Origin of the sequence: Streptomyces sp. ADI95-16, assembly GCF_003721495.1 — a bacterium.
In the GTDB taxonomy this organism is placed as follows: Bacteria; Actinomycetota; Actinomycetes; order Streptomycetales; family Streptomycetaceae; genus Streptomyces; species Streptomyces goshikiensis.
Map to the genome: position 1 here is coordinate 2,357,481 of NZ_CP033581.1, position 23,526 is coordinate 2,381,006.

Below are 23,526 nucleotides of genomic sequence, written 5' to 3' on the forward strand. Positions count from 1 at the left end.
ACGCGCCCGGGCCCCGCCCGGCGGTGCGCCGTACGGGGCCCGGGCAGGGAGGGGCGTCAGTCGGAGAGGCCCGCCAGGTCGCGCAGGCGGCGGGCCTGGGCCGCGCGCTCGGCGTCGCGCTGCGCGTCGTAGGGGCGCGACAGGGCGTCGCGGAGCAGCGCCTTGGTCTCGATCACCGCGGCGCGCGGCGGAGCCACGAGTGCCGTGGTGAGGTCGGACACCGCGGCATCGAGCTCCGCCGCCGGGACGACCAGGTTGGCGAGGCCGATCCGCTCCGCCTCCTCGGCGTGCACGGAGCGGCCCGTCACGCAGATCTCCAGCGCGCGGGCATAGCCCACCAACGAGGCCAGCGGCTGGGTGCCGGCCAGGTCGGGGACCAGGCCCAGGCTGGTCTCGCGCATGGCGAACTGCACGTCCTCGGCGACGACGCGCAGGTCGCACGCGAGCGCGAGCTGGAAGCCGGCGCCGATCGCATGCCCCTGCACGGCGGCGACGGTGATGAGGTCATTGCGCCGCCACCAGGTGAAAGCCTCCTGGTACTCGGCGATGGTGGAGTCGAGCAGCTCGTCGGAACCGCGCGCGAGCTCGATGAAGGACGGCTCGCCCTCGAAACCCTCGGGCGTGAACGCCTGCCGGTCGAGGCCCGCGGAGAAGGACATGCCTTCGGCGCGCAGCACGACGACGCGGACAGTGCCCGGCAACGACCGTCCGGCCTCCGCCAAAGCCCGCCAGAGCGCGGGGGACTGAGCGTTTCGCTTGGCCGGATTGGTCAGTGTCACCGTGGCGACCGTGTCATCGACGGCGAGCCGTACGCCGTCCTTGTCGAGCAGAGCCATCGCTACGCCTCCGGTGTGCAGTCGGCCGCGAGCACGGCCTAAGTGACTGCACAGTAACCACCCGGTCGGCCACGGAGCCGACCGGGGGTCACCGAAGGAATCGCGTTGAAGCCCGGATCACGAGCGTAGAGCTGGAGATGGAACTGGGGCTGGGTCTTGAGTCGGCGTAGCGGACTGCGACCCCGACCCCGACCCCTGGCCTGACGGCCAGGGCCTGGGTCAGAGCGAAGCCGCCTTCTTGCCGCGCGTCGCGCCACCGCGACCGCGCAACACGACTCCGGACTCGCTGAGCATCCGGTGGACGAATCCGTAGGACCGGCCGGTCTCTTCGGCCAGCGCCCGGATACTCGCACCGGAGTCGTACTTCTTCTTCAGGTCTGCCGCGAGCTTGTCGCGCGCGGCGCCGGTTACCCGGCTGCCCTTCTTCAGAGTCTCGGCCACCCGTGCCTCCTCATGGGAAGTGCGCTCTGGACTTCTCATGATCACCCCTCCCCGGCTTCCTGGCCACCCATTCAGCAAGGTCGGTACGGCCGCATTTCCCGAGGAGTGGACACACGCGCAGAACGGAATCTCCCCTTCCGCTGCATGACTTCCGTCACACTTCCGCGACCTCGCGGGGAATCACCAGGTCAGGGGGCGGACGCCGGAAAAACAGCGGCCCCGGTCGCGTACCCGCAGGGGTACGGCCGGGGCCGTCGTACAGGGTGCGACGGTATGAGACCGCCTCACTCAGATGATGGATCACACGTGGGCCGAATGATCCATAAGGAACTGGATCACCCCGCCGGACGGGATCAGGCGAGGGTCACGAGGTCCCGGTAGTCCGGGCCCCACAGGTCCTCCACGCCGTCCGGGAGCAGGATGATCCGCTCCGGTTCCAGCGCCTCCACCGCGCCCTCGTCGTGCGTGACGAGGATGACCGCGCCCTTGTACGTGCGCAGCGCGCCCAGGATCTCCTCGCGGCTGGCCGGGTCGAGGTTGTTGGTGGGCTCGTCGAGCAGCAGCACGTTCGCGGAGGAGACCACCAGCGTGGCCAGGGCCAGCCGGGTCTTCTCACCGCCGGACAGCACGCCCGCCGGCTTGTCCACGTCGTCGCCGGAGAACAGGAAGGAGCCCAGCGTCTTGCGCACGGCGACCAGGTCCAGGTCGGGTGCGGAGGACCGCATGTTCTCCAGGACCGTGCGCTCCGGGTCCAGGGTCTCGTGCTCCTGGGCGTAGTAGCCGAGCTTGAGCCCGTGCCCGGCGGTCACGACGCCGGTGTCCGGCTTCTCGGTGCCCGACAGCAGCCGGAGCAGCGTGGTCTTGCCGGCGCCGTTGAGGCCGAGGATGACGACGCGGGAGCCCTTGTCGATGGCCAGGTCGACATCGGTGAAGATCTCCAGCGAGCCGTACGACTTCGACAGGCCCTCGGCGGTCAGCGGAGTCTTGCCGCAGGGCGCCGGGTCCGGGAAGCGCAGCTTGGCGACCTTGTCGGAGACGCGGACGGCGTCCAGGCCCGCGAGCAGCCGGTCGGCGCGCTTGGCCATGTTCTGCGCGGCGACCGTCTTGGTGGCCTTGGCGCGCATCTTGTCGGCCTGCGAGTTCAGGGCCGCGGCCTTCTTCTCGGCGTTCTGGCGCTCGCGCTTGCGGCGCTTCTCGTCGGCCTCGCGCTGCTGCTGGTAGAGCTTCCAGCCCATGTTGTAGACGTCGATCTGGGCGCGGTTGGCGTCCAGGTAGAAGACCTTGTTCACGACGGTCTCGACGAGGTCGACGTCGTGGGAGATCACGATGAAGCCGCCGCGGTAGTTCTTGAGGTAGTCGCGCAGCCACACGATGGAGTCGGCGTCGAGGTGGTTGGTCGGCTCGTCGAGGAGCAGGGTGTCGGCGTCCGAGAAGAGGATCCGGGCGAGCTCGACGCGGCGGCGCTGACCACCGGAGAGGGTGTGCAGCGGCTGGCCGAGGACCCGGTCGGGGAGGCTCAGGGCGGCCGAGATGGTCGCGGCCTCGGACTCGGCGGCGTACCCGCCCTTGGTGAGGAACTCGGTCTCCTGGCGCTCGTACTGCCGCAGCGCCTTCTCGCGGGTGGCGCCGGCGCCGGTGGCGATGCGCTCCTCGTTGGCGCGCATCTTCTTGATCAGTACGTCGAGCCCGCGCGCGGAGAGGATCCGGTCGCGGGCGAGCACGTCGAGGTCGCCGGTGCGCGGGTCCTGCGGGAGGTAGCCGACCTCTCCGGAGCGGGCGATGGAGCCGCCGGCGGGCAGGCCCTCGCCCGCGAGGCACTTGGTGAGGGTCGTCTTGCCCGCTCCGTTGCGGCCGACCAGGCCGATGCGGTCGCCCTTGGCGACGCGGAAGGAGGCGGACTCGATGAGGACGCGGGCGCCGGCGCGCAGCTCGATGCCGGTGGCGGTGATCACGGAAATACTCCAGGGCGGGGTGGGGACGGCGGAAGGCAGGACGCGAGGCTTCGACGCCGCTAATCCGCGAGGAGATTTGCCATGGGATTCATTCTACCGGGCGTGCGCAACCAGTTTCCGGGCCGCCGGACGGCCTGCGGCCGCCGCCCGGCGTCCCCCGTTCGGCTCAGCGGCGCCATCCGGCGCCCTGGGGCGCGTATCAGGACGAACGGGTTGATACTCGCCGCAGGGCAGCGGACACGCGGATGCGAGGCGGTGCGGGATGCAGTTCGACGACGACGCCAATCTGGACACGTCCGAGGTCAAGGACGCGCGCGGCAGTCGGATCCCGGGCGGCCGCGCCACGATCGGCGGCGGTCTGGTGGGCCTGGTCGCGCTGATCCTGGGACTGCTCTTCGGGGTGGGCCCGGACCAGCTGGGACTGTCGGAGGGGAGCCCCGATCCCGCGGCGACCTCGTCCTCGGCGGCGCAGGTGCAGCAGACCTGCCGGACGGGCCGGGACGCGAACACGCGCGACGACTGCCGGCTGGTGGCTGTGGTCAACAGCACCCAGGACTTCTGGAAGCAGGAGTTCCAAAGGCGCGGCGGCCGCTACAGCCCGGCGTCGACGGTCTTCTTCACCGGCCGCGTGAACACCGCCTGCGGGACGGCCACCTCGGCGGTCGGCCCCTTCTACTGCCCCGCCGACCGGCAGGTCTACCTGGACCTGGGCTTCTTCAACGAGCTCCGCTCGCAGTTCGGGGCGAACGGCGGGCCCTTCGCCCAGGCGTACGTCGTCGCCCACGAGTACGGGCACCACATCCAGAACCTGACCGGCACCCTCCAGAAGGCCCAGGACGGGCGGCAGGGCGCGAACAGCAACGCGGTCAAGGTCGAGCTCCAGGCCGACTGCTACGCCGGGGTGTGGGCGCACAACGCGACGCGGACCCCGGACGAGTCCACGGGCAAGCCGCTGATCACCCGGCTGACCGACGAGGACATCAGGGACGGCCTGGACGCGGCGGCGGCGGTCGGCGACGACCGGATCCAGGAGAAGTTCCAGGGGCGGGTCACCCCGGAGTCCTGGACGCACGGCTCGGCGGAGCAGCGCCAGCAGTGGTTCTACCAGGGGTACCGGACCGGTGACATGGCCCAGTGCAACACCTTCCGCTGACTGTCAGCGGCACCTGCCATGCTGTGCCGTGGGTCACAGTCACGTACTCACGAGAGGGGAGTGATCGTCATGGCGGGCGTTCCGGCCGTCTATCCCACACTGGTCTTCGCCGATGCGAAGGCGGCGATCAAGCTGCTGACCGAGGCGTTCGGATTCACCCAGGTCGCGGTGTACGAGGGCGACGACGGCTCCGTGGTCCACGCGGAGCTCGCGTACGGCAACGGCATGGTGATGCTGGGCAGCAAGGGCCGGGGCGGGGCCTTCGACAAGGCCATGACGGACGCGGGACCGTCCGGCGTCTACGTGGTGGTGGAGGACGTCGACGCCCATCACCGGCGGGCCGCGGAGCACGGCGTGGAGATCCTGATGGAGCCCACCGACCAGGAGTACGGCTCCCGCGACTACATGGCGCGGGACGGGGAGGGCAACATCTGGAGCTTCGGGACGTACGCGCCGCAGGTCTGACTCCGCCGCGGCGCGTCCGTCGTGCGTCCGTAAGTCCGTCCGTAGGTCCGTCCGTACGCCCTTCCGCGCTTCCGCGTTCCCTAGACGCCGCCGGTGTGGACCTGGAAGGCGGCCCGGCGCACCGCTTTGGCCAGGGCCGGGTCGGGGTGCGCGGCCGCCAGGGCGACCAGGACCTGCACGGTGCGGGGGTGGCCGACCGCGCGGACCTCGTCCAGCAGCCGGGGGACGGTGGTGCGGACCGCGGAGTCGAGGTGCCGGGCCAGCAGCTCGGCCTCGCCGTGGTCGGCGATGGCCGCGGCGGTGTCGACCCAGAGCCAGGTCGACTCCTCGGCGGTGAGGACGTCCTGGGCGTCGTCGGGGTCCACTCCGTCGTGCTCGGCGAGCCAGAGCAGGGCGTAGGGCCGCAGGGCGGGTTCGCGCACGGCGGCGCGCACCTCGGGCTCGGCCGGGGCGCCGACCACGCGGAGCGCCTCGAAGGCGAGCCCGCGCAGCAGGGCGTCCTCGCCGCGGGCCGCCTGGAGCAGCTCGGTGACGGCGTGTCCGACGGGCCGGGCGGCGAGCCAGGCCTGGTACTCGGCGCGGGCCGGTCCGGGGGTGAGCCGGGCGCAGCCGTGCAGCATGGCGGCGGCGGACTGCTCGATGTTCCCGGCCGGGCTCTGCGCGGCCACGCAGATCTGCTCCAGCTTGACCCAGACGGCCCAGCTGCCGAGCGGTGTGAGGGCGGCCCGGGCGGGGCCGAGGGTGACGGCGTCCACGGCGGCGAGCCCGCCGAGCGCCCAGCGCAGCAGGCGGGCGAGCGGCACGGCGGAGGCGGCGGCAGCAGCGGAGTCGGCGGATCCGGACGTGCCGTTGGAGTCGGGGGTCTCCTGCGCCGGGGCGTCGTAGGGGACTTCGCAGCGTTCGTCGCGCAGCTCGGCGACCCGCTGGCCCAGCAGGTCCAGCAGGTCGGGCACGGTCACGGGACCGGCGGACAGCTGGAGCAGGGAAAGCAGTTGGGGCATCGCCTCGACCACCTCGGCGACGTCCGCCGGGGCGATGTCGGCGGGGGCCGGGTGGACCAGCGACCAGGCGTCGAAGAGCGCGACCCAGCCGCGCAGCACGGCGGTGTCGTCGCGGTCCCAGGCGCGCAGCCGCCAGCCGGGCCGGGCGTGGCCGCCGTGCACCTCGACCAGGCCGGCGAGCCGGGCGCGGTCCCAGCCGACCCGGATCTGGCCGTGCGTCAGGCCCAGTTCACCGGCGGCGCGTTCGACGTCGGCGGTGGGCAGCGCGCCCGCCGGTGCGGGTCGTCCCCCGTCGCCCGCGCCGAGGTGCAGCTCGGCCCAGCGGGTCAGCCGTACCGCGTCGGCGAGCGAGGCGCGGGCCCTGCTCGCCAGCTCGGCGGTGGCGGGTGTGCCCGCCGGAGGCCGGGAGGCGGAGCGGGCACGCCGGTCCGTCACCGCCTTGCGGGCCGCGGCGACGGAGCGCGGGGAGACGAGTCGGAGTCTGGAGTCGCGAGCCAACTGCTCATCAGGCTTTCGGGACGTCACGGAAGCAGTCTCGCCCGTCACTGGCCGAAAGCCCAAACGGAATGGGGTGTTACCACTGGTCGACAGGGGTGCAGATCAGGACAACCCGGCCTCCCCGCCCCGCATGTGACAGCAGCTTCACCGCGGCGTCACATGCCCCGGTGAGGGCGGTGTCACATAAGAGGGGTCACATGAGGGGGGTCAGGAACCGGCGCAGCGCCTCCTCGTAGCGCGCCGGATCGGCGTTCCACATCGCCCCGTGCGGGGCGTCCGGGACGGTCTGCAGGGTGACGAGGTCCGGCCGCGCCTCCGCGAGCCGGCGGGAGGGCTCCCAGGGGGCGAGGGTGTCGCCGGGGCCGTGGAAGATCAGGACGGGCATCTTCAGCGCGCCGGGATCCGCGCCGGGGCCCTGCCGGTCGGCCGCCCGCAGCCCCGCGCGCCCCTCGGCGGCCCGGACCGCGAACGGCAGCAGCACGGCCGGAGTGTGGCGGGCGGCCACGAGCGCGCGCAGGGTGACGTGCCAGTCGAGCACCGGCGAGTCCAGCACCAGCCCCGCGATCCGCCCCGCCAGCGCCGAGCGCTCGGCGGCGTGCAGGGCCATGGCGGCTCCGGTGGACCAGCCGTGCAGGACCACGCGGCGGGCGCCGTAGCGCAGGGCGTAGCGGATCGCGGCGTCCAGGTCCCGCCACTCGGACTCACCGAGGTGGCCGAGCCCGTCCGGGGAGGCGGGGGCGCCGAGGTCGCCCCGGTAGGCCAGGTCGAGGACCGGCAGCCGGAGGCCGTGGAGGAAGGGCATGACCACCATCGGGTGCTCTCGGCCGGCGCCGAGCCCGTGCGCGGTGATCACCCAGGTGTCGCGGGCGCCGGGCACGAACCAGGCGGGCAGCGCGCCGAGCTCCCCGGGGACGTCCACGTCGGCGTGGTCGAGCCCGAGGGCGGTGCGCGGATCGCCGAGGTGGACCTGGGGCGTGAGGGTGACGCGGGCGCCGGGGGCGAGGCTGCCGTGGGTGACGGCGAGGAGCTCGCGGACGACGGCGTCGGGACCGTGCGGGACGCCGGTGACGACGGGGCCGACCACCGCGTGCACCCCGGGCGCGGTCAGTCCGTACCTGCCGGGCCGGAGGGAGGCGAGCGAGCGGGTCAGCGTGACCCGGCCGGCGGCGGCGCCGTGGACGGTGAGTCTGCGCCCGCCGGGCAGCGGGCGGCCGGGGTGGGGCCGCAGGGCCGCGTCCGCCGCGTACCGGCCGGCGGCGACCGCGGCCGCCCCGGCTCCCAGGAGCGTCGTCGTGACGGCCGCGGCCGTCACCATTGCTGTACGCACGGCTCCAGTGTCGGCGGGCAGGGCCGGGGCGGCCACCGGAACTGGTCCTTCCGCCGCGTGTTCCGGCGCCCTTTCCACCGATAAGCGGAAGGAGCGGAGGGGCGGGGCCGCAGTCACCGGCCCCGAGGAGTGATCTAGGTCTCTTCAGGGGCCCCGGGTGATCACCGAACGCGCCAGGGACGCCACCCGGAGGAGTGCGCAGACCCGCCCCTGACGTGCATTAATCGATATATCTACGGTGGAATCCGGACGAAGGTCACGATGGCGGGACGGGTCGCTCCACTGCGCCGCCCATTCCAGTTCACCTTCCGTTCATCCAGGTTGCCTACGGTCGCCCTGCCAATGACGCCAAACAGAAGCCTGGGTAAATGGAGCACATAACGCTTCTCCTCGGGATCGTGATCATCACCGCTCTCGTGTTCGACTTCACGAACGGTTTCCACGACACAGCCAACGCGATGGCCACCACCATCTCGACCGGCGCCCTCAAGCCCAAGACCGCGGTCGCCATGTCGGCCGTGCTCAACCTCGTCGGCGCGTTCATGTCCGTGGAGGTCGCCAAGACGATCTCCAAGGGCCTGATCAACGAGGAGGGCATCCAGCCTGAAGTGATCTTCGCGGCCCTGGTCGGCGCGATCCTCTGGAATCTGGTCACCTGGCTGGTCGGTCTCCCCTCCAGCTCTTCCCACGCTCTGATGGGCGGTCTGATCGGTGCCGCGGTCGCCTCCGCCGGCATCGGCGCGGTCAACGGCAGCGTCGTCGTCACCAAGGTGCTGATCCCCGCCGTCGCCGCCCCGATCGTGGCCGGTGTGGCCGCGATGCTGGCCGCCCGGCTCACGTACAAGCTCGGCGGCAAGGTCGGTGAGCGGACCTCCACCAAGGGCTACCGCGCCGGCCAGATCGCCTCGGCCGGTCTCGTCTCCCTCGCGCACGGCACCAACGACGCGCAGAAGACGATGGGCATCATCACCCTCGCGCTCGTCGCGGGCGGCGCCCTGGAGTCGGGTGCGAACCCGCCGGTGTGGGTCATCGTCTCCGCCGGTCTGGCCATCGCGCTGGGTACGTCCCTGGGCGGCTGGCGCATCATCCGCACCATGGGCAGCGGCCTGACCGACCTGCAGCCGCAGCAGGGCTTCGCCGCCCAGACCTCGGCCGCCAGCGTCATCCTGGCCTCCTCCAGCCTGGGCTTCTCGCTCTCCACCACCCACGCCTGCTCGGGCGCCGTCATGGGCGCGGGCCTCGGCCGCAAGGGCGGTGTGGTCCGCTGGTCCACCGCGACCCGCATGTTCATCGCCTGGGGCCTGACGCTTCCGGCCGCCGCGCTGGTCGCCTCCGGCGCCGAGCTGGTCATGCGCACCGGTGACGTCGGCGTCGCCGCCGTCGCGGTCTTCCTGGTCGGCTCCTGCTTCGCCATCTGGGTCATCTCGCGCCGCCAGGTCGTCGACCACCACAACGTGAACGAGGCCCCGCCGGCCGCCGTCGAGGAGCCGGGTGTCGTCACCACGGCGATGGCAGCCGTCACCGTCCCGCCGACCGTCGCCGCCGCGGGTACCACCGCCGCCGTGACGGACGAGGACCTGAAGGCCACCATCCCGGCGGCCACCCCGACCCCCGCGGCTCCGGCCGCGGCGGTCTGACCCCGAGAACGACAGAGGATTCAGCGGTATGAAGATCGACTGGGAAGCACTCGGCTCCGTCTTCGGGGTCAGCCTCTCCGCCACCGTCGCCCTCGTGGCCCTGTTCACCCTGGGCCTGGTGGGCCTGTCCAAGCACGAGGCCGCCACCGAGCAGGGCGGGGCCGCCACCCTGGCCCGCAGCGGGGCGTACGCCTGCTTCGCCCTCTGCGCGGCGGCCGTGACGTACGGGTTCTACCTGATCGTCGCCTGACCCACCTCGTACGCGAGCGCTCCCTCCGGATCTTCCGGGGGGAGCTTTCGCATGCCGTAGGCGCCGCCGTGTGACATGTCTCGCCGCAGGTCAACTGCGAGTTGACGGGCATTCGCACTGCGTGGTGGACTGCCCGAGCCAATACGGCGGCATGGAGAGGAAGTCCGGTGCGAATCCGGCGCGGTCCCGCCACTGTCACCGGGGAGCACCCGCCGCACGGGTGCCCCGGGAGCCAGGAACTCTCGCCGCCGGACACGTCGAACCAGGGCGCGGACCCTGAGTGAGGACATACCTGCCACCATGCGTGCCGATCGCGTCTACGCGTACGGCGCCGCGGCGGGCCTGATCGGCGACCGGATCCTCGGAGATCCGCGCCGAGGGCACCCCGTGGCCGCCTTCGGACGAACCGCCGCCGCCGTCGAGCGCGCCCTGTGGCGCGACGACCGCGCCCGGGGCGCCGTGCACACCCTGGTGTGCGCCGGTGGCGCCGCCGTCGTCGGTGCGCTGGGCGCCCGCGCCGTGCGCTCCCGGCCCGCGGCGGCCCGTATCGCCCTCACCGCCGCCGCCACCTGGGCCGTCGTGGGCGGCACCTCCCTGGGCCGCGAGGCCCGGGCCATCGGCGGGGCCCTCGCCGCCGGGGACGCCGAGGTGGCCCGCGAGCGGCTGCCGCACCTGTGCGGGCGCGATCCGCAGGCGCTGGACGAGCGGCAGATGGCCCGCGCCGTGGTGGAGTCCGTCGCCGAGAACACCTCCGACGCGGTGGTCGGCGCCCTGGTCTGGGGCGCCCTCGCCGGCGTGCCCGGGCTGCTGGCCTTCCGCGCCGTGAACACCCTGGACGCGATGGTCGGCCACAAGTCCCCCCGCTACCTGCGCTACGGCTGGGCCTCGGCCCGGCTCGACGACCTCGCGGGCTGGCCCGGCGCCCGGCTGACGGCGCTGGCCGCCGTACTGGCCGGCCCCGACCGGCGGGGGGCCGTACGGGCCTGGCGCTCGGACGCCGCCCGGCACCCCAGCCCGAACGCGGGGCCGGTGGAGGCCTCGTTCGCGGGGGCGCTCGGCGTACGGCTGGGCGGGACCCTGGCGTACGGCGGCCGGGTCGAGCACCGGGCCGTGCTGAACGGCGAAGCCGGGCGGCCGGTGGAGGTCGCGGACATCGAGCGGGCGGTACGGCTGTCGCGACAGGTGACGTGGCTGGCACTGGGTACGTGCGTGGCACTGCGGTGCGCGGTGTCGCGCTGGTCGGGGAAGGGGCGCGCATGAGCGGCGCGAAGCGCGGCGGCGGACTCCTCGTCGCCGGCACGACATCGGACGCGGGCAAGAGCGTGGTCACGGCCGGCATCTGCCGCTGGCTGGTCCGCCAGGGCGTCAAGGTGGCGCCGTTCAAGGCGCAGAACATGTCGCTGAACTCGTTCGTGACGCGCGAGGGCGCCGAGATCGGGCGGGCGCAGGCGATGCAGGCGCAGGCCGCGCGCGTGGAGCCGACGGCGCTGATGAATCCGGTGCTGCTCAAGCCCGGCAGTGACCGAAGCAGCCAGGTGGTGCTGCTGGGCAAGCCGGTGGGCGAGATGAGCGCGCGCGGCTACCACGGGGGCCGCCAGGAACAGCTCCTCGGTGTCGTCACGGACTGCCTGGAGCAGCTGCGGGGCACGTATGACGCCGTGATCTGCGAGGGGGCGGGCAGTCCGGCCGAGATCAACCTGCGGCGGACGGACATCGTGAACATGGGGATCGCGCGGGCCGCGCGCTTCCCGGTGGTCGTGGTCGGCGACATCGACCGGGGCGGCGTCTTCGCGTCGTTCTTCGGGACGACGGCGCTGCTGTCGCCGCAGGACCAGTCGCTGATCGCCGGGTACCTGGTGAACAAGTTCCGCGGCGACGTCTCGCTGCTGGAGCCCGGCATGGAGATGCTGCGCGGGCTGACGGGGCGGGCCACGTACGGCGTGCTGCCGTTCCGGCACGGGCTGGGCATCGACGAGGAGGACGGGCTGCGCGTCTCCCTGCGGGGCGCCGTCCGCGAGTCGGTGGTGGCCCCGCCGGTCGGCGAGGACGTACTGCGGGTCGCGGTGTGCGCGGTGCCGCTGATGTCGAACTTCACGGACGTGGACGCGCTGGCGGCCGAGCCGGGGGTCGTGGTGCGGTTCGTGGACCGGGCCGAGGAACTGGCCGACGCCGACCTGGTGGTGGTGCCGGGCACCCGGGGCACGGTGCGCGCACTGGAGTGGCTGCGCGAGCGCGGCCTCGCCGACGCGCTGCTGCGGCGGGCCGCCGAGGGGCGGCCGGTCCTGGGCGTCTGCGGCGGCTTCCAGGCGCTGGGCGAGCACATCGAGGACGAGGTCGAATCGCGGGCGGGATCCGTGGAGGGGCTCGGGCTGCTGCCGGTACGGGTCCGCTTCGAACGGGAGAAGACCCTGGCGCGCCCGGTCGGCTCCGCGCTGGGCGAGCCGGTGACGGGGTACGAGATCCACCACGGGGTCGCCGAGGTGCTGGGCGGGGAGCCGTTCCTGGACGGGTGCCGGGTGGGGTCGGTGTGGGGCACGCACTGGCACGGCTCGCTGGAGTCGGACGGCTTCCGGCGGGCGTTCCTCCGGGAGGTGGCCGCGGCCGCCGGGCGCCGCTTCGTGCCGGCGCCCGACACGTCCTTCGGGGCGCTGCGCGAGGAACAGCTGGACCTGCTGGGCGACTTGATCGAGGAACACGCCGATACGCGTGCGCTGCTGGAGCTGATCGAGACCGGAGCCCCGTCCGGCCTGCCGTTCCTCCCCCCGGGCGCGCCGTGACCCGCCACGACGCCCCGCGGGGGGCAGGCGTCCCGCACATCCGTATCCGCCCAGAAGGAGTGAGCAACGCATGAGCACGCCCTATCCGTTCACCGCAGTGGTCGGCCAGACCGACCTGCGGCTGGCGCTCCTGCTCAACGCCGTGAGCCCGGCGGTCGGCGGGGTGCTCGTGCGCGGTGAGAAGGGGACCGCCAAGTCCACCGCCGTCCGCGCGCTGTCGGCGCTGCTGCCGCAGGTGGACGTCGTGCCCGGCTGCCGGTTCAGCTGCGCGCCCGGCGCGCCCGACCCGGCCTGCCCCGACGGCCCGCACGAGCCCGGCCCCGGCGCCGTCCGTCCCGCCCGCATGGTGGAGCTGCCCGTCGGCGCCTCCGAGGACCGCCTCGTCGGCGCCCTCGACATCGAGCGGGCCCTCGCCGAGGGCGTCAAGGCCTTCGAGCCCGGCCTGCTCGCCGACGCGCACCGCGGGATCCTCTACGTCGACGAGGTCAACCTGCTCCACGACCACCTGATCGACCTGCTCCTCGACGCGGCGGCGATGGGCGCCTCCTACGTCGAGCGCGAGGGCGTCTCCGTCCGCCACGCCGCCCGGTTCCTGCTCGTCGGCACCATGAACCCCGAGGAGGGCGAGCTCCGCCCGCAGCTCCTGGACCGGTTCGGGCTCACCGTCGAGGTGGCCGCGTCCCGCGAGCCCGCGCAGCGCGTCGAGGTCGTACGCCGCCGGCTCGCCTACGAGGACGATCCGGCGGCCTTCGCGACCCGCTGGGCCGGGGACGAGCACGAGGTCCGCGCCCGGGTCGTGGCCGCGCGGGCGCTGCTCCCGAAGGTCTCGCTCGGCGACACCGCCCTCCTGCAGATCGCGGCGACCTGCGCCGGTTTCGAGGTCGACGGGATGCGCGCCGACATCGTGATGGCCCGGACCGCGACCGCGCTGGCCGCCTGGGCCGGGCGGACCGAGGTGCGCAAGGAGGATGTCCGGCAGGCCGCCCTGCTGGCGCTCCCCCACCGGCGCCGCCGCAACCCCTTCGACGCGCCCGGGCTCGACGAGGACCTGCTCGACCGGATCCTGGACGAGTTCCCCGACGAGGAGCCCGACCCGGACCCCAACCCCGACCCGGACCCGGAGCCCGGACCCGAGGGCCCCGACGGCAACGGTCCCGACGACAGCGGTCCCGGGGACGGCGGTCCTGACGGCGGCCCCGGCGGCACTCCCCCGCAGGAGTCCGGCCCCGACGCCCCCGCGAGCGATGCCGAGGCCCCGCAGACCCCGCAGGGCTCCGAACCCCAGCCCTCCGCCCAGGAGAACGGTGGCGCCGGTCCCGAACAGGCCCCCGTACGGGCCGCGGAGCCGTTCCGGACCAAGATGCTCAGCGTGCCCGGCCTCGGCGAGGGCGCGTCCGGCCGCCGCTCCCGCGCCCGCACCGCCCACGGCCGCACCACCGGGGCCCAGCGCCCGCGCGGCCACCTGACGAAGCTGCACCTGGCCGCCACCATCCAGGCCGCCGCCCCGCACCAGAAGGCGCGCGGGCGCAGCGGGCGCGGGCTGGTGGTCCGCAAGGACGACCTGCGCCAGGCCACCCGGGAGGGCCGCGAGGGCAACCTCGTGCTGTTCGTCGTCGACGCCTCCGGCTCGATGGCCGCCCGGCAGCGCATGAGCGCCGTCAAGGGCGCGGTGCTGTCGCTGCTGCTGGACGCCTACCAGCGCCGCGACAAGGTCGGCCTGATCACCTTCCGCGGCGCCGGCGCCCAGCTGGCGCTGCCGCCCACCTCCTCCGTCGACGCCGCCGCGGCCCGGCTGGAGCAGCTGCCGACGGGCGGCCGCACGCCGCTGGCCGCCGGGCTGCTCACGGCGCACGAGACGCTGCGGATCGAGCGGCTGCGGGATCCGAGCCGGCGGCCGCTGCTGGTCGTCGTCACCGACGGCCGGGCCACCTCGGCCGGGGCGCTCGGCGGGGACCCCCGTGAGCTGTCGCGGCGCAGCGCCCGGATACTCGCGGCCGAGGGGGTCGCCTCGGTGGTCGTCGACTGCGAGTCGGGGCCGGTCCGGCTGGGGCTGGCCGGGGTGCTGGCCGCCGACCTGGGCGGGCCCGCCGTCTCCCTCGACGGGCTGCGGGCCGACTCGCTGGCCGGGCTCGTGAAGAACGTACGTACCGCAGTGACCTCTCAGTCATCCCACACCAACAGGAGGGCCGCGTAATGCCGCAGGGACAGCCGACCAGTGTTCCGGACGACGGGCTCACGACGCGCCAGCGGCGCAACCGCCCGCTCGTCTTCGTCCACACCGGCCCGGGCAAGGGCAAGTCGACGGCGGCCTTCGGGCTGGCGCTGCGCGCGTGGAACCAGGGCTGGCCGATCGGGGTGTTCCAGTTCGTCAAGTCGGCGAAGTGGAAGGTCGGCGAGGAGAACGCGCTCAAGGTGCTGGGCGCCTCCGGCGAGGGCGGCTCCGTCGTCTGGCACAAGATGGGCGAGGGCTGGTCCTGGGTCCAGCGCGACGCGCAGCTCGACAACGAGCAGGCGGCGAAGGAGGGCTGGGAGCAGGTCAAGCGCGATCTGGCCGCCGAGACCCACAAGCTGTACGTGCTGGACGAGTTCGCCTACCCCATGCACTGGGGCTGGATCGACGTGGACGAGGTCATCGAGGTGCTGCGCGACCGCCCGGGTACGCAGCACGTGGTGATCACGGGCCGCAACGCGCCGGAGAAGCTGGTGGAGTTCGCGGACCTGGTCACCGAGATGACCAAGGTCAAGCACCCCATGGACGCCGGCCAGAAGGGCCAGAAGGGCATCGAGTGGTGAGTTCCGTGAACATCCCGCGCCTGGTCATCGCCGCGCCGTCGTCCGGCAGCGGCAAGACCACCGTCGCGACGGGCCTGATGGCGGCCTTCTCGGAGCGCGGCCTCGCCGTGTCCCCGCACAAGGCCGGGCCCGACTACATCGACCCGGGCTACCACGCGCTGGCCACGGGGCGGCCGGGGCGGAACCTGGACGCCTTCATGTGCGGGCCGGAGCTGGTCGCTCCGCTGTTCGCGCACGGGGCGGCGGGGTGCGACCTGGCGGTGGTCGAGGGCGTCATGGGGCTCTACGACGGGGCGGCGGGGCGGGGCGAGCTGGCATCGACGGCGCAGGTGGCGAAGCTGCTGCGGGCGCCGGTGGTGCTGGTCGTCGACGCCTCGTCGCAGTCGCGGTCGGTGGCGGCGCTGGTGCACGGCTTCGCCTCCTTCGACCCCCAGGTGCGGCTCGGGGGCGTGATCCTGAACAAGGTGGGCTCCGACCGGCACGAGGCGATGCTGCGGGAGGCGCTGGAGGAGGCCGGGATGCCGGTGCTCGGCGTCCTGCGGCGGGCGCCGCAGGTGGCGGCGCCGTCACGGCACCTGGGGCTGGTCCCGGTCGCGGAGCGGCGTGCGGACGCGGTGTCCTCGGTCACCGCCCTGGCCGACCAGGTCCGCGCGGGCTGCGACCTGGAGGCCCTGCTCGCCCTGGCGCGGACGGCGCCGCCGCTGGCCTGCGAGGCCTGGTCGCCGGAGCCGGCGATCTCGGCCTCGCCGGCGTTCGAGGCGCGGGGCCCGGGGCGGAGCCCCGGTGGCCGGCCGGTGGTCGCCGTTGCCGGAGGGGCCGCCTTCACGTTCTCCTACGCCGAGCACGCGGAGCTGCTCACCGCCGCCGGGGCGGAGGTCGTGACCTTCGACCCGCTGCGCGACGAGGCGCTCCCCGCCGGCACCTCCGGTCTGGTGATCGGCGGCGGGTTCCCCGAGGTGTACGCGCCGGAGCTGTCGGCGAACGAGCCGCTGCGCAGGGCCGTCGCCGACTTCGCCGCGGCCGGCGGCCCGGTCGCCGCGGAGTGCGCCGGGCTGCTGTACCTGGCCCGTTCGCTGGACGGCAAGCCGATGTGCGGGGTCCTCGACGCCGACGCGCGGATGTCGGAGCGGCTCACGCTCGGCTACCGGGAGGCGGTGGCGGTCTCCGACAGCGCGCTCGCCGCCACCGGCACCCGGCTGCGCGGGCACGAGTTCCACCGGACGGTGATCGAGCCCGGTTCGGGAGCCGCGCCGGCGTGGGGGTTCACGCGTCCCGAGCGCCGCGTGGAGGGCTTCGTACAGCAGGGTGTGCACGCCAGTTACCTGCACACGCACTGGGCGGCGGAGCCGTCCGTGGCCCTCCGCTTCACCGGGGCGGCGACGGAGGCGGCAGCGGTGGCGGAGGCGGCAGTGGTGGCCGGCCACCCGTGAGTTCAGTCCGCGAGGCCCACCACGAGCCAGATCCCGGCCACCCCGCCCACCGTGCACATCAGCGTGGACAGGGCGGGGTGCTCGTGGTGCGCCTCGGGCAGGATCTCGGCGGCGGCCAGGTACAGCAGGACACCCCCGAAGAACCCGAGGTACGCCCCGAGCGGTTCCTCCGGAAGGGTGAACAGCAAGGTGGACGCAGCGCCCACCACCGGGGCGACGGCGTCCGCGAAGAGCATCATCAGGGCCTTGCGGCGCTCGTTCCCGTAGAGCCGGGTGAGGGTGTACGTGTTGAACCCGTCGGCGAAGTCGTGGGTGATGACGGCCAGCGCCACGGCGACGCCCATGCCTCCGCCGACCTGGAAGGCCGCGCCGAGGGCGACCCCGTCGGCGAGGCTGTGGCCGACCATCGCGGCGGCCGCCGTCAGCCCCACCTGGGGCACCCGGGCGCCGTTCTCGGCGCCGTGCGCGGCCTGACGTACCGCCAGCAGGCGTTCCACGACGTGCGCGACCAGGAACCCGGCCACGAAGAGCAGCAGGGCCAGCGGGACCCCGAACACCTCGCGGCCCGCCGCGTGCAGCGACTCCGGGAGCAGGTCGAGGCCGACGACGCCGAGCATCAGCCCGCCGGCGAGGCCCAGCACGAGGTGGCGGCGGTCGGTGACGCGTTGCGCCGTCCATCCGCCCGCCAGGGTCATCAGGAACGCGCCCAACGCCACGATCACGGCCATGTGCCCCTGAATACCGACTGCCGGCCGCGCGCGCACGTCCCCGCGCGGGTGGCGGGACATGAACTGTTGACGAGGGAAGGGTGATCCCGGTGGGCGAGTACGCGACACGGCTGGTGGTCGGGGTCGGTGGCCGCGCGGGGGTCTCGGTGGCCGAGGTGTGCGCGCTGGTCGAGGAGACGCTGCGCGGGGCCGGGCTGCCTACGGAGGCGGTGACGGCGCTGGCCACCCTGGATGCGAAGACCGGGGAGGCGGGGATCGCGGGAGCGGCGGAACGTTTCGGCGTACCCCTGATCGGCTACCCCGCCGAGGAGCTGGCCGCGGTCGAGGTGCCGCAGCCCTCCGAGGCCGTACGGGAAGCCACCGGAACCCCCTCGGTGGCGGAGGCCGCGGCGCTCGCGGGGGGCGGGGAACTCCTCGTACCCAAACGGCGGTCGGCGGCGGCGACCTGCGCGGTGGCCACGGCGCAGGCGCACGACCTGCGCCACCACGGGGACGCGGAGGTGCTGGACACCGGCGGCGCGCTGGTGGACCTGGCGGTGAACGTACGGTCGGACACGCCTCCGGAGTGGCTCAAGCGGAGGATCGCCGCCTCCCTCGGGGACCTGGCCGCGTACCCGGACGGCCGGGCGGCCCGCGCGGCGGTCGCGGGACGGCACGGGCTGCCGGTCGAGCGGGTGCTGCTGACGGCCGGGGCGGCGGAGGCGTTCGTCCTGGTCGCGCGCGCCCTGGGCGCCGTACGGCCGGTCGTGGTGCACCCGCAGTTCACGGAGCCGGAGGCGGCCCTGCGGGACGCCGGGCTCCGGGTGCGGCGGGTGGTCCTGAAGGCGGCGGACGGGTTCCGGCTGGACCCGGCGGCGGTACCGGAGGACGCCGACCTGGTGGTGGTCGGGAACCCGACCAACCCGACGTCGGTGCTGCACCCGGCGGACACGCTGGCCGCGCTGGCCCGGCCGGGCCGGATCCTGGTGGTGGACGAGGCCTTCATGGACGCGGTCCCGGGCGAGCGGGAGGCCCTGGCCGGGCGGATGGACGTCCCCGGGCTGGTCGTCCTGCGGAGCCTGACCAAGACCTGGGGGCTGGCGGGGCTGCGGATCGGCTACGTACTGGCCGAGCCGGAGGTGATCGCGAAGCTGGCGGCGGCGCAGCCGCTGTGGCCGGTGTCGACGCCGGCGCTGGTGGCGGCCGAGGCCTGCGTGGCCCCGGCGGCGCTGGCGGAGGCGGAGGCGGTGGCCCGGCAGGTCGCGGTGGACCGGGCGCACCTGCTGGCGGGGCTCGCGGAGTTCGAGGAGATCACGGTGTCCGGGGTCGCGGAGGGCCCGTTCGTCCTGATCCGGGTGGCGGGCGCCGCGGCGGTCCGCACCCGGCTGCGCGCCCTGGGCTTCGCCGTCCGCCGGGGCGACACCTTCCCGGGCCTGGACTCGTCCTGGCTCCGTCTCGCGGTCCGCGACCGCGCGACGACGGGCCGTCTGCTCCAGGCCCTCGACCACGCCCTCGCGCTCGCCGCGCGCTGAACCCCCGAGGCAATGCGACAGTCGTGTTGCACGATGATCTGACTGACACACAGGTCAATTCCGGGGGGACAAGAAATGAAGGCATCGGCCAAGATAGCCGCGGCCGTGGCGGGGCTGGCGGTCGTGGGCGGCGGGATCTACGCCGTCCCGACGCTGCTCGACAAGGGTGGCGCGGGCGCCGGCGAGCAGCGGCTCCAGGGGAAGCCGGGGGGCAAGTCCGCCGCCCCCGCGTCCGAGGGGAAGCCGTTCACCCTCGTGGCGACGGGCGACATCATCCCGTACCCGTCGATCATCGAGCGCTCGGCCACCGACGCCGGCGGCAAGGGCCACGACTTCCGCAAGATACTCGCGGGCGTGAAGCCCATCGTCTCCGCTGCCGACGTGGCGATATGCCACCACGAGATCCCGTACGCGGAGCCCGGCGGCCCCTACACCGGCTACCCCACCTTCAAGGCCCCGCACGAGCTGGCCGACGCCCTCAAGGACGCGGGGTACGAGAGCTGTTCGACGGCCTCGAACCACACGCTCGACGCCGGTTACGCCGGTCTCGCCCGTACGCTCGACCACCTCGACCGGGTCGGTCTGGCGCACGTGGGATCCGCCCGCAGCGCCGAGGAGGCGAAGGCGCCCGCCCTGCTCGCCGCCGGCGGTGCGAAGATCGCCCAGCTGTCGTACACCTACGGCACCAACGGCATTCCGCTCCCCCAGGACAAGCCCTGGTCCGTCAATCTGATCGACCAGAAGCGGATCGTCGAGGACGCCCGCGCCGCCCGCGCGGCCGGTGCGCAGGTGGTCGTGCTCAGCGTGCACTGGGGCACCGAGTGGCAGACGGCGCCGGACCAGCAGCAGCGCGAGCTGGCACAGGCGCTGACCGCCTCCAAGGGGGCGGACGGCCTCCCCGACATCGATCTGATCATCGGCACGCACAACCACGTGCCGCAGCCCTACGAGAAGATCAACGGGACCTGGGTGGTCTTCGGCATGGGCGATCAGGTCGCCAGCTTCGTCCCGGCCGACAAGCTGCGCGGCAACCAGTCCTCGATCCCCCGCTTCACCTTCTCTCCGGCGGCCTCGCACCCCGGCCGCTGGGAGGTCACGAAGGCCGAGTACCTGACCCAGTACTCGGACATGGGCCCGCCGTTCCGTGTCGTCTGCGCCTCCTGCGCCCCCGGCGACAGCGGCATCGGCGCGGCCAAGCAGAAGGAGTACGCGGCCGTCGACAAGCAGGTCACCACGGCCGTGATGTCACGCGGCGCCGGTGATCAGGGCCTGGAGCACGCCACCCGCTGACGGGCGCCCTACGAGGCGCGGCCGCGCCGGGCCACCGCCAGCGCGCCCGCGCCGGCGCCGAGCAGCAGCACCCCGGCGCCCACCGCGTACGGGGTGAGGGAACCGCCGCCGGTCTCGGCCAGGTTGGCCCGGGGCACTCCGGGCGCGGCGGTACCGGCGGCCGCGGGGGCCACCGCCTGCGGTTTGACGTCGGACTTCGCGGACGGGTCCGGCCCCGGCGCCTTGGGGGACTCGCAGTGCGCCTCGGCCAGCACGATCTCGCCGTCGACCTGGGCGACGTTCAGGTCGAGCGGGTTCACCGACACCTTGAGCCGCAGCGCGGCCGCGGCCGCCGTGGCCGAGGTGGTCCGGGTACCGGACAGCTCCAGGGTGACCGTGCCCGCCTTCGGCACCTCGACCTTGGTGGGGCCGCCGACCGAGAGGGTGACCTTCTTGCCGAGCACGGTCACGGCCCCGAGCGCGTTCGCGCTCGCCTCCGGGTTGCGGCCCGCCTCGCACACCGCCTTGGAGCTGACCTTCTCCACCTGGATCAGCGAGAGCAGCGGCAGCCCCGGCACGTGCACCTTGGCGTTGACGAGGTTCGCCTCCGCCTCGGCGCGGCGGTCGTCCGCCGTGGCCTTGGAGGTGGCCACGTCCGCGCGCAGCACGCTGACCGCGTTTCCGTCCTCGACCCCGTCCAGGGTCACGGTGAGCGCGGTCTTCCCGGCCGTCTCCGGGGCGCTGACCTCGTTGAGTTCGGTCTTCAGCGGGACGTGCACGGTCTTGTTGAGGAGGGCGACGTCGAGGTCGGCGCGCAGGACGACTGCCCCGGCCCCGCCCTCGCGTCCGGTGGGGCCGCCTCCGCCGGGGCCGCCTCCGGTGGCCAAGGCGGGCGGCGCGGTGAGCAGGGCGACCGCTCCCGTGGCGAGCAGTGCGGCCGCGGGCATGCGGAAGGCGTTGCTGTTCAAGGTGGTGGAACCCCCGGGGAGATGGGCGCCGTCGCGCCGCCGATGGGGGACATCGCGCGCGCCGACGGCTTCGGCTCCGGGAATCTTTACGTACTGCGAGTGAACGGGCGCACACCTGACGCGACTTCACTCCAAAGGGTGGTTTCCGTGCATGAATTCGATTCATGTGCCCCACGGAGAACGGGAGTTCCCTCCCACCCCGGAAACGCCGGGAGCACGATCCTCCCGGACGCCCTCAGGCGCGGACCTTGCCGTCCACGACCACCCGCAGCGGCCGCGCCAGGGTGCGGACGTCGGCGCGCGGGTCGTCGCCGTAGACCACCAGGTCGGCGGGGGCGCCCTCGGTGAGACCGGGCCGGCCGAGCCACTCGCGCGCCGCCCAGGCCGTCGCCGAGAGGGCGTCCAGCGGCGGGATGCCGGCCCGCACCAGCTCGGCGACCTCGGCGGCGACCAGCCCGTGCGGCAGGGAGCCGCCCGCGTCCGTGCCGACGTACACCGGGACGCCCGCGTCGTAGGCGGCCCGCACGGTGTCGTACCGGCGGGCGTGGAGCCTTCGCATGTGGGCCGACCACACGGGGAACTTGGCGTCGCCGCCCGCCGCCAGTTTCGGGAACGTCGCGATGTTCACGAGGGTCGGGACGATCGCCACCCCGCGCTCCGCGAACAGCGGGATGGTGTCCTCGGTGAGCCCGGTGGCGTGCTCGACGCAGTCGATGCCCGCCTCGACGAGGTCGCGCAGCGAGTCCTCCGCGAAGCAGTGCGCGGTGACGCGGGCGCCCAGCCGGTGGGCCTCGGCGATGGCCGCCTCCACCTCGGCGCGCGGCCAGCAGGCCGTCAGGTCGCCGGCGTCGCGGTCGATCCAGTCGCCGACCAGCTTCACCCAGCCGTCGCCCCGCCGGGCCTCGCGGCCCACGTACTCGACGAGCTCGGCGGGCTCGATCTCGTGGGCGTAGTTGCGGATGTAGCGGCGGGTGCGGGCGATGTGCCGGCCGGCCCGGATGATCTTCGGCAGGTCCTCGCGGTCGTCGATCCAGCGGGTGTCGGAGGGGGATCCGGCGTCGCGGATCAGCAGGGTGCCGGCGTCGCGGTCGGTGAGGGCCTGAATCTCGGCGGTCTCCGCGTCGACCGGGCCGTGGGCATCCAGTCCCACGTGACAGTGCGCGTCGACCAGTCCGGGCAGGACCCAGCCGGTGACGGTGGTGATCTCGTGGGCGGCGGAGCGCGGACGCTCGTACGAGACCCGGCCGCCCACCACCCAGAGCTCGTCGCGGACCTCGTCGGGCCCGACGAGCACCCGCCCCTTCACGTGCAGCACATCGCTCACATCGCTCATGTCGGCACTGTACGTGCGTGCTCGGTAGGCTCTGCCGGTAACCCCGGACGAAGAGAGCAGCACCGTGACGCACCCCCTCCTGGACCTCCCGCCGCTGACCGCCGAGCGCTTCGCGTCGATCGAGCGGGGGGTCGCCGGACTGCTCGGTACCGGGCACGACGTGGTGATCACCCAGGGCGAGGCGCTGCTGCCGCTGGAGGCCTGCATCCGCTCGGGCGCGCGGCCCGGTTCGACGGCGCTGAACATCGTCACCGGCCCGTACGGGACCACCTTCGGCAACTGGCTGCGCGACTGCGGGGCCAGGGTGGTGGACCTCGCGGTGCCCTTCGACACGGCGGTGACGGGCGAGCAGGTCGCGCGGGCGCTCGCCGCGCACCCGGAGATCGACTTCGTCTCGCTGGTGCACGCGGAGGCGGCGACCGGGAACACGAACCCGGTCGCGGAGATCGGCGAGGCGGTACGGGCCCACGGGGCGCTGTTCATGCTGGACGCGGTCGCCTCGGTGGGCGCGGAGCCGCTGCTGCCGGACGCGTGGGGCGTGGACCTGTGCGTGATCGGCGCCCAGAAGGCGATGGGCGGCCCGGCGGGGGTCTCGGCGGTGTCGGTCTCGGAACGGGCGTGGGCCCGTTTCGCGGCGAACCCGGCCGCGCCCAGGCGCTCGTACCTCTCCCTCCTGGACTGGAAGGAGCGCTGGATCGACGGCGGACGCAAGGCGCTGCTGCACGCCCCGGCCCAGCTGGAGATGCTGGCGCTGGAGGCCTGCCTGGACCGGATCGCGGCCGAGGGCCTGCCGGCCGTGATGGCGCGGCACGCGGCGGCCGCGGCGGCGACCCGCGCGGGCGCGGTGGCGCTGGGCCTGTCCGCGTACGTGCCGCTCGAAGCGGAAGCGGCCCCGGTGGCCACGACGCTGCGGGTGGCGGACGCGGTGGACGCCTCGGAAGTCGTGGCGAAGGCCCTGTCGGCGGATCCGGCGGCGCCGCTCGCGGCGGGCGGTGGCGCGCTGGCCCGGGAGATGATCCGGGTCAACCACTACGGCCCGGCGGCGTCCCCGGACTCCGTACGGTCCTCGCTGACGGCACTGGCCACGGCCCTGTCCACCGACGCCGCTCCGGCCCTGGCGGCGGCGGAGTCGGCATGGACGGCGCCGCGGGCCTGAC

The 23,526-nt window shown here is 73.9% G+C and carries 20 protein-coding genes and 1 riboswitch; of the genes, 12 read left to right on the plus strand and 8 right to left on the minus strand.

What is annotated here, in order from left to right; genetic code table 11:
* Positions 1-56: 56 nt before the first annotated feature.
* From EES41_RS10230 to EES41_RS10240, 3 genes are all read right to left on the minus strand, one after another.
* The gene (locus EES41_RS10230; protein ID WP_123077439.1) at positions 57-836 is read right to left on the minus strand and encodes an enoyl-CoA hydratase/isomerase family protein; all 780 of its coding nucleotides are present in this window, start codon (positions 834-836) and stop codon (positions 57-59) included.
* 219 nt (positions 837-1,055) lie between these two features.
* Positions 1,056-1,277, minus strand: a complete 222-nt coding sequence (locus EES41_RS10235; RefSeq protein WP_008743254.1) for a helix-turn-helix domain-containing protein — start codon at positions 1,275-1,277, stop codon at positions 1,056-1,058.
* Positions 1,278-1,630: 353 nt separating this feature from the next.
* Positions 1,631-3,229 (minus strand): ABC-F family ATP-binding cassette domain-containing protein, encoded by a 1,599-nt coding sequence (locus EES41_RS10240; RefSeq protein WP_008743256.1) that lies wholly within the window; start codon positions 3,227-3,229, stop codon positions 1,631-1,633.
* Between the two features lie 262 nt (positions 3,230-3,491).
* On the opposite strand from EES41_RS10240, the gene EES41_RS10245 reads away from it, so the two are divergent.
* Complete coding sequence (locus EES41_RS10245) at positions 3,492-4,382, plus strand: neutral zinc metallopeptidase (RefSeq protein ID WP_123077441.1); 891 nt, start codon at positions 3,492-3,494, stop codon at positions 4,380-4,382.
* A gap of 69 nt (positions 4,383-4,451) precedes the next feature.
* Complete coding sequence (locus EES41_RS10250) at positions 4,452-4,847, plus strand: VOC family protein (RefSeq protein WP_037794869.1); 396 nt, start codon at positions 4,452-4,454, stop codon at positions 4,845-4,847.
* 80 nt (positions 4,848-4,927) lie between these two features.
* Here EES41_RS10250 and EES41_RS10255 read toward each other — a convergent pair whose 3' ends face one another.
* Both EES41_RS10255 and EES41_RS10260 read right to left on the minus strand, forming a co-directional pair.
* A complete protein-coding gene (locus EES41_RS10255; protein WP_254211748.1) occupies positions 4,928-6,283 on the minus strand; it encodes a hypothetical protein in 1,356 nt (451 codons plus the stop codon).
* 256 nt (positions 6,284-6,539) lie between these two features.
* Positions 6,540-7,673 (minus strand): alpha/beta hydrolase, encoded by a 1,134-nt coding sequence (locus EES41_RS10260; RefSeq protein ID WP_254211396.1) that lies wholly within the window; start codon positions 7,671-7,673, stop codon positions 6,540-6,542.
* A gap of 368 nt (positions 7,674-8,041) precedes the next feature.
* Here EES41_RS10260 and EES41_RS10265 point away from each other — a divergent pair, with 368 nt between their 5' ends.
* From EES41_RS10265 to EES41_RS10295, 7 genes are all read left to right on the plus strand, one after another.
* Complete coding sequence (locus EES41_RS10265; RefSeq protein ID WP_123077447.1) at positions 8,042-9,310, plus strand: inorganic phosphate transporter; 1,269 nt, start codon at positions 8,042-8,044, stop codon at positions 9,308-9,310.
* Between the two features lie 28 nt (positions 9,311-9,338).
* Positions 9,339-9,560 (plus strand): hypothetical protein, encoded by a 222-nt coding sequence (locus EES41_RS10270; protein WP_037797364.1) that lies wholly within the window; start codon positions 9,339-9,341, stop codon positions 9,558-9,560.
* A gap of 155 nt (positions 9,561-9,715) precedes the next feature.
* Positions 9,716-9,802, plus strand: a riboswitch (cobalamin riboswitch).
* A gap of 58 nt (positions 9,803-9,860) precedes the next feature.
* Positions 9,861-10,820, plus strand: a complete 960-nt coding sequence (locus EES41_RS10275; RefSeq protein ID WP_123077449.1) for a cobalamin biosynthesis protein — start codon at positions 9,861-9,863, stop codon at positions 10,818-10,820.
* Positions 10,817-12,337, plus strand: coding sequence for a cobyric acid synthase (locus tag EES41_RS10280; RefSeq protein WP_123082379.1), 1,521 nt, complete (start codon positions 10,817-10,819; stop codon positions 12,335-12,337). The genes EES41_RS10275 and EES41_RS10280 overlap by 4 nt, the downstream gene beginning before the upstream one ends.
* 70 nt (positions 12,338-12,407) lie before the next feature.
* A complete protein-coding gene (locus tag EES41_RS10285; RefSeq protein WP_123077451.1) occupies positions 12,408-14,531 on the plus strand; it encodes a putative cobaltochelatase in 2,124 nt (707 codons plus the stop codon).
* Complete coding sequence (gene cobO, locus EES41_RS10290) at positions 14,531-15,130, plus strand: cob(I)yrinic acid a,c-diamide adenosyltransferase (RefSeq protein WP_037797369.1); 600 nt, start codon at positions 14,531-14,533, stop codon at positions 15,128-15,130. The genes EES41_RS10285 and cobO overlap by 1 nt, the downstream gene beginning before the upstream one ends.
* A gap of 5 nt (positions 15,131-15,135) precedes the next feature.
* Positions 15,136-16,560, plus strand: a complete 1,425-nt coding sequence (locus EES41_RS10295) for a cobyrinate a,c-diamide synthase (protein ID WP_123082380.1) — start codon at positions 15,136-15,138, stop codon at positions 16,558-16,560.
* Between the two features lie 2 nt (positions 16,561-16,562).
* Here the strand turns inward: EES41_RS10295 and EES41_RS10300 are convergent, their stop codons facing one another.
* On the minus strand, positions 16,563-17,288 hold the full coding sequence (locus EES41_RS10300) for a ZIP family metal transporter (protein ID WP_037797370.1): 726 nt from the start codon (positions 17,286-17,288) through the stop codon (positions 16,563-16,565).
* Between the two features lie 89 nt (positions 17,289-17,377).
* Between EES41_RS10300 and cobC the strand changes: the two genes are divergently transcribed.
* Positions 17,378-18,799, plus strand: a complete 1,422-nt coding sequence (cobC, locus tag EES41_RS10305; RefSeq protein ID WP_254211397.1) for an Rv2231c family pyridoxal phosphate-dependent protein CobC — start codon at positions 17,378-17,380, stop codon at positions 18,797-18,799.
* A gap of 75 nt (positions 18,800-18,874) precedes the next feature.
* Positions 18,875-20,089, plus strand: coding sequence for a CapA family protein (locus EES41_RS10310; protein ID WP_123077453.1), 1,215 nt, complete (start codon positions 18,875-18,877; stop codon positions 20,087-20,089).
* Positions 20,090-20,097: 8 nt separating this feature from the next.
* Here the strand turns inward: EES41_RS10310 and EES41_RS10315 are convergent, their stop codons facing one another.
* Together EES41_RS10315 and EES41_RS10320 are read right to left on the minus strand one after the other, a co-directional pair.
* Complete coding sequence (locus EES41_RS10315; RefSeq protein ID WP_123077455.1) at positions 20,098-21,036, minus strand: SCO1860 family LAETG-anchored protein; 939 nt, start codon at positions 21,034-21,036, stop codon at positions 20,098-20,100.
* A 235-nt stretch (positions 21,037-21,271) separates the two neighbouring features.
* A complete protein-coding gene (locus EES41_RS10320) occupies positions 21,272-22,369 on the minus strand; it encodes an amidohydrolase family protein (RefSeq protein ID WP_073778677.1) in 1,098 nt (365 codons plus the stop codon).
* A 64-nt stretch (positions 22,370-22,433) separates the two neighbouring features.
* Between EES41_RS10320 and EES41_RS10325 the strand changes: the two genes are divergently transcribed.
* The gene (locus tag EES41_RS10325) at positions 22,434-23,525 is read left to right on the plus strand and encodes an alanine--glyoxylate aminotransferase family protein (RefSeq protein WP_123077457.1); all 1,092 of its coding nucleotides are present in this window, start codon (positions 22,434-22,436) and stop codon (positions 23,523-23,525) included.
* Position 23,526 lies beyond the last annotated feature (1 nt).

Excerpts from the sequence above, each read along its gene's own strand:
- EES41_RS10230 (WP_123077439.1), bottom strand. The coding sequence starts at position 836 with ATGGCTCTGCTCGACAAGGACGGCGTACGGCTCGCCGTCGATGACACG.
- EES41_RS10245 (WP_123077441.1), top strand. The coding sequence starts at position 3,492 with ATGCAGTTCGACGACGACGCCAATCTGGACACGTCCGAGGTCAAGGAC.
- EES41_RS10250 (WP_037794869.1), top strand. The coding sequence starts at position 4,452 with ATGGCGGGCGTTCCGGCCGTCTATCCCACACTGGTCTTCGCCGATGCG.
- EES41_RS10265 (WP_123077447.1), top strand. The coding sequence starts at position 8,042 with ATGGAGCACATAACGCTTCTCCTCGGGATCGTGATCATCACCGCTCTC.
- EES41_RS10270 (WP_037797364.1), top strand. The coding sequence starts at position 9,339 with ATGAAGATCGACTGGGAAGCACTCGGCTCCGTCTTCGGGGTCAGCCTC.
- EES41_RS10275 (WP_123077449.1), top strand. The coding sequence starts at position 9,861 with ATGCGTGCCGATCGCGTCTACGCGTACGGCGCCGCGGCGGGCCTGATC.
- EES41_RS10280 (WP_123082379.1), top strand. The coding sequence starts at position 10,817 with ATGAGCGGCGCGAAGCGCGGCGGCGGACTCCTCGTCGCCGGCACGACA.
- EES41_RS10285 (WP_123077451.1), top strand. The coding sequence starts at position 12,408 with ATGAGCACGCCCTATCCGTTCACCGCAGTGGTCGGCCAGACCGACCTG.
- cobO (WP_037797369.1), top strand. The coding sequence starts at position 14,531 with ATGCCGCAGGGACAGCCGACCAGTGTTCCGGACGACGGGCTCACGACG.
- EES41_RS10300 (WP_037797370.1), bottom strand. The coding sequence starts at position 17,288 with ATGGCCGTGATCGTGGCGTTGGGCGCGTTCCTGATGACCCTGGCGGGC.
- EES41_RS10310 (WP_123077453.1), top strand. The coding sequence starts at position 18,875 with ATGAAGGCATCGGCCAAGATAGCCGCGGCCGTGGCGGGGCTGGCGGTC.
- EES41_RS10320 (WP_073778677.1), bottom strand. The coding sequence starts at position 22,369 with ATGAGCGATGTGAGCGATGTGCTGCACGTGAAGGGGCGGGTGCTCGTC.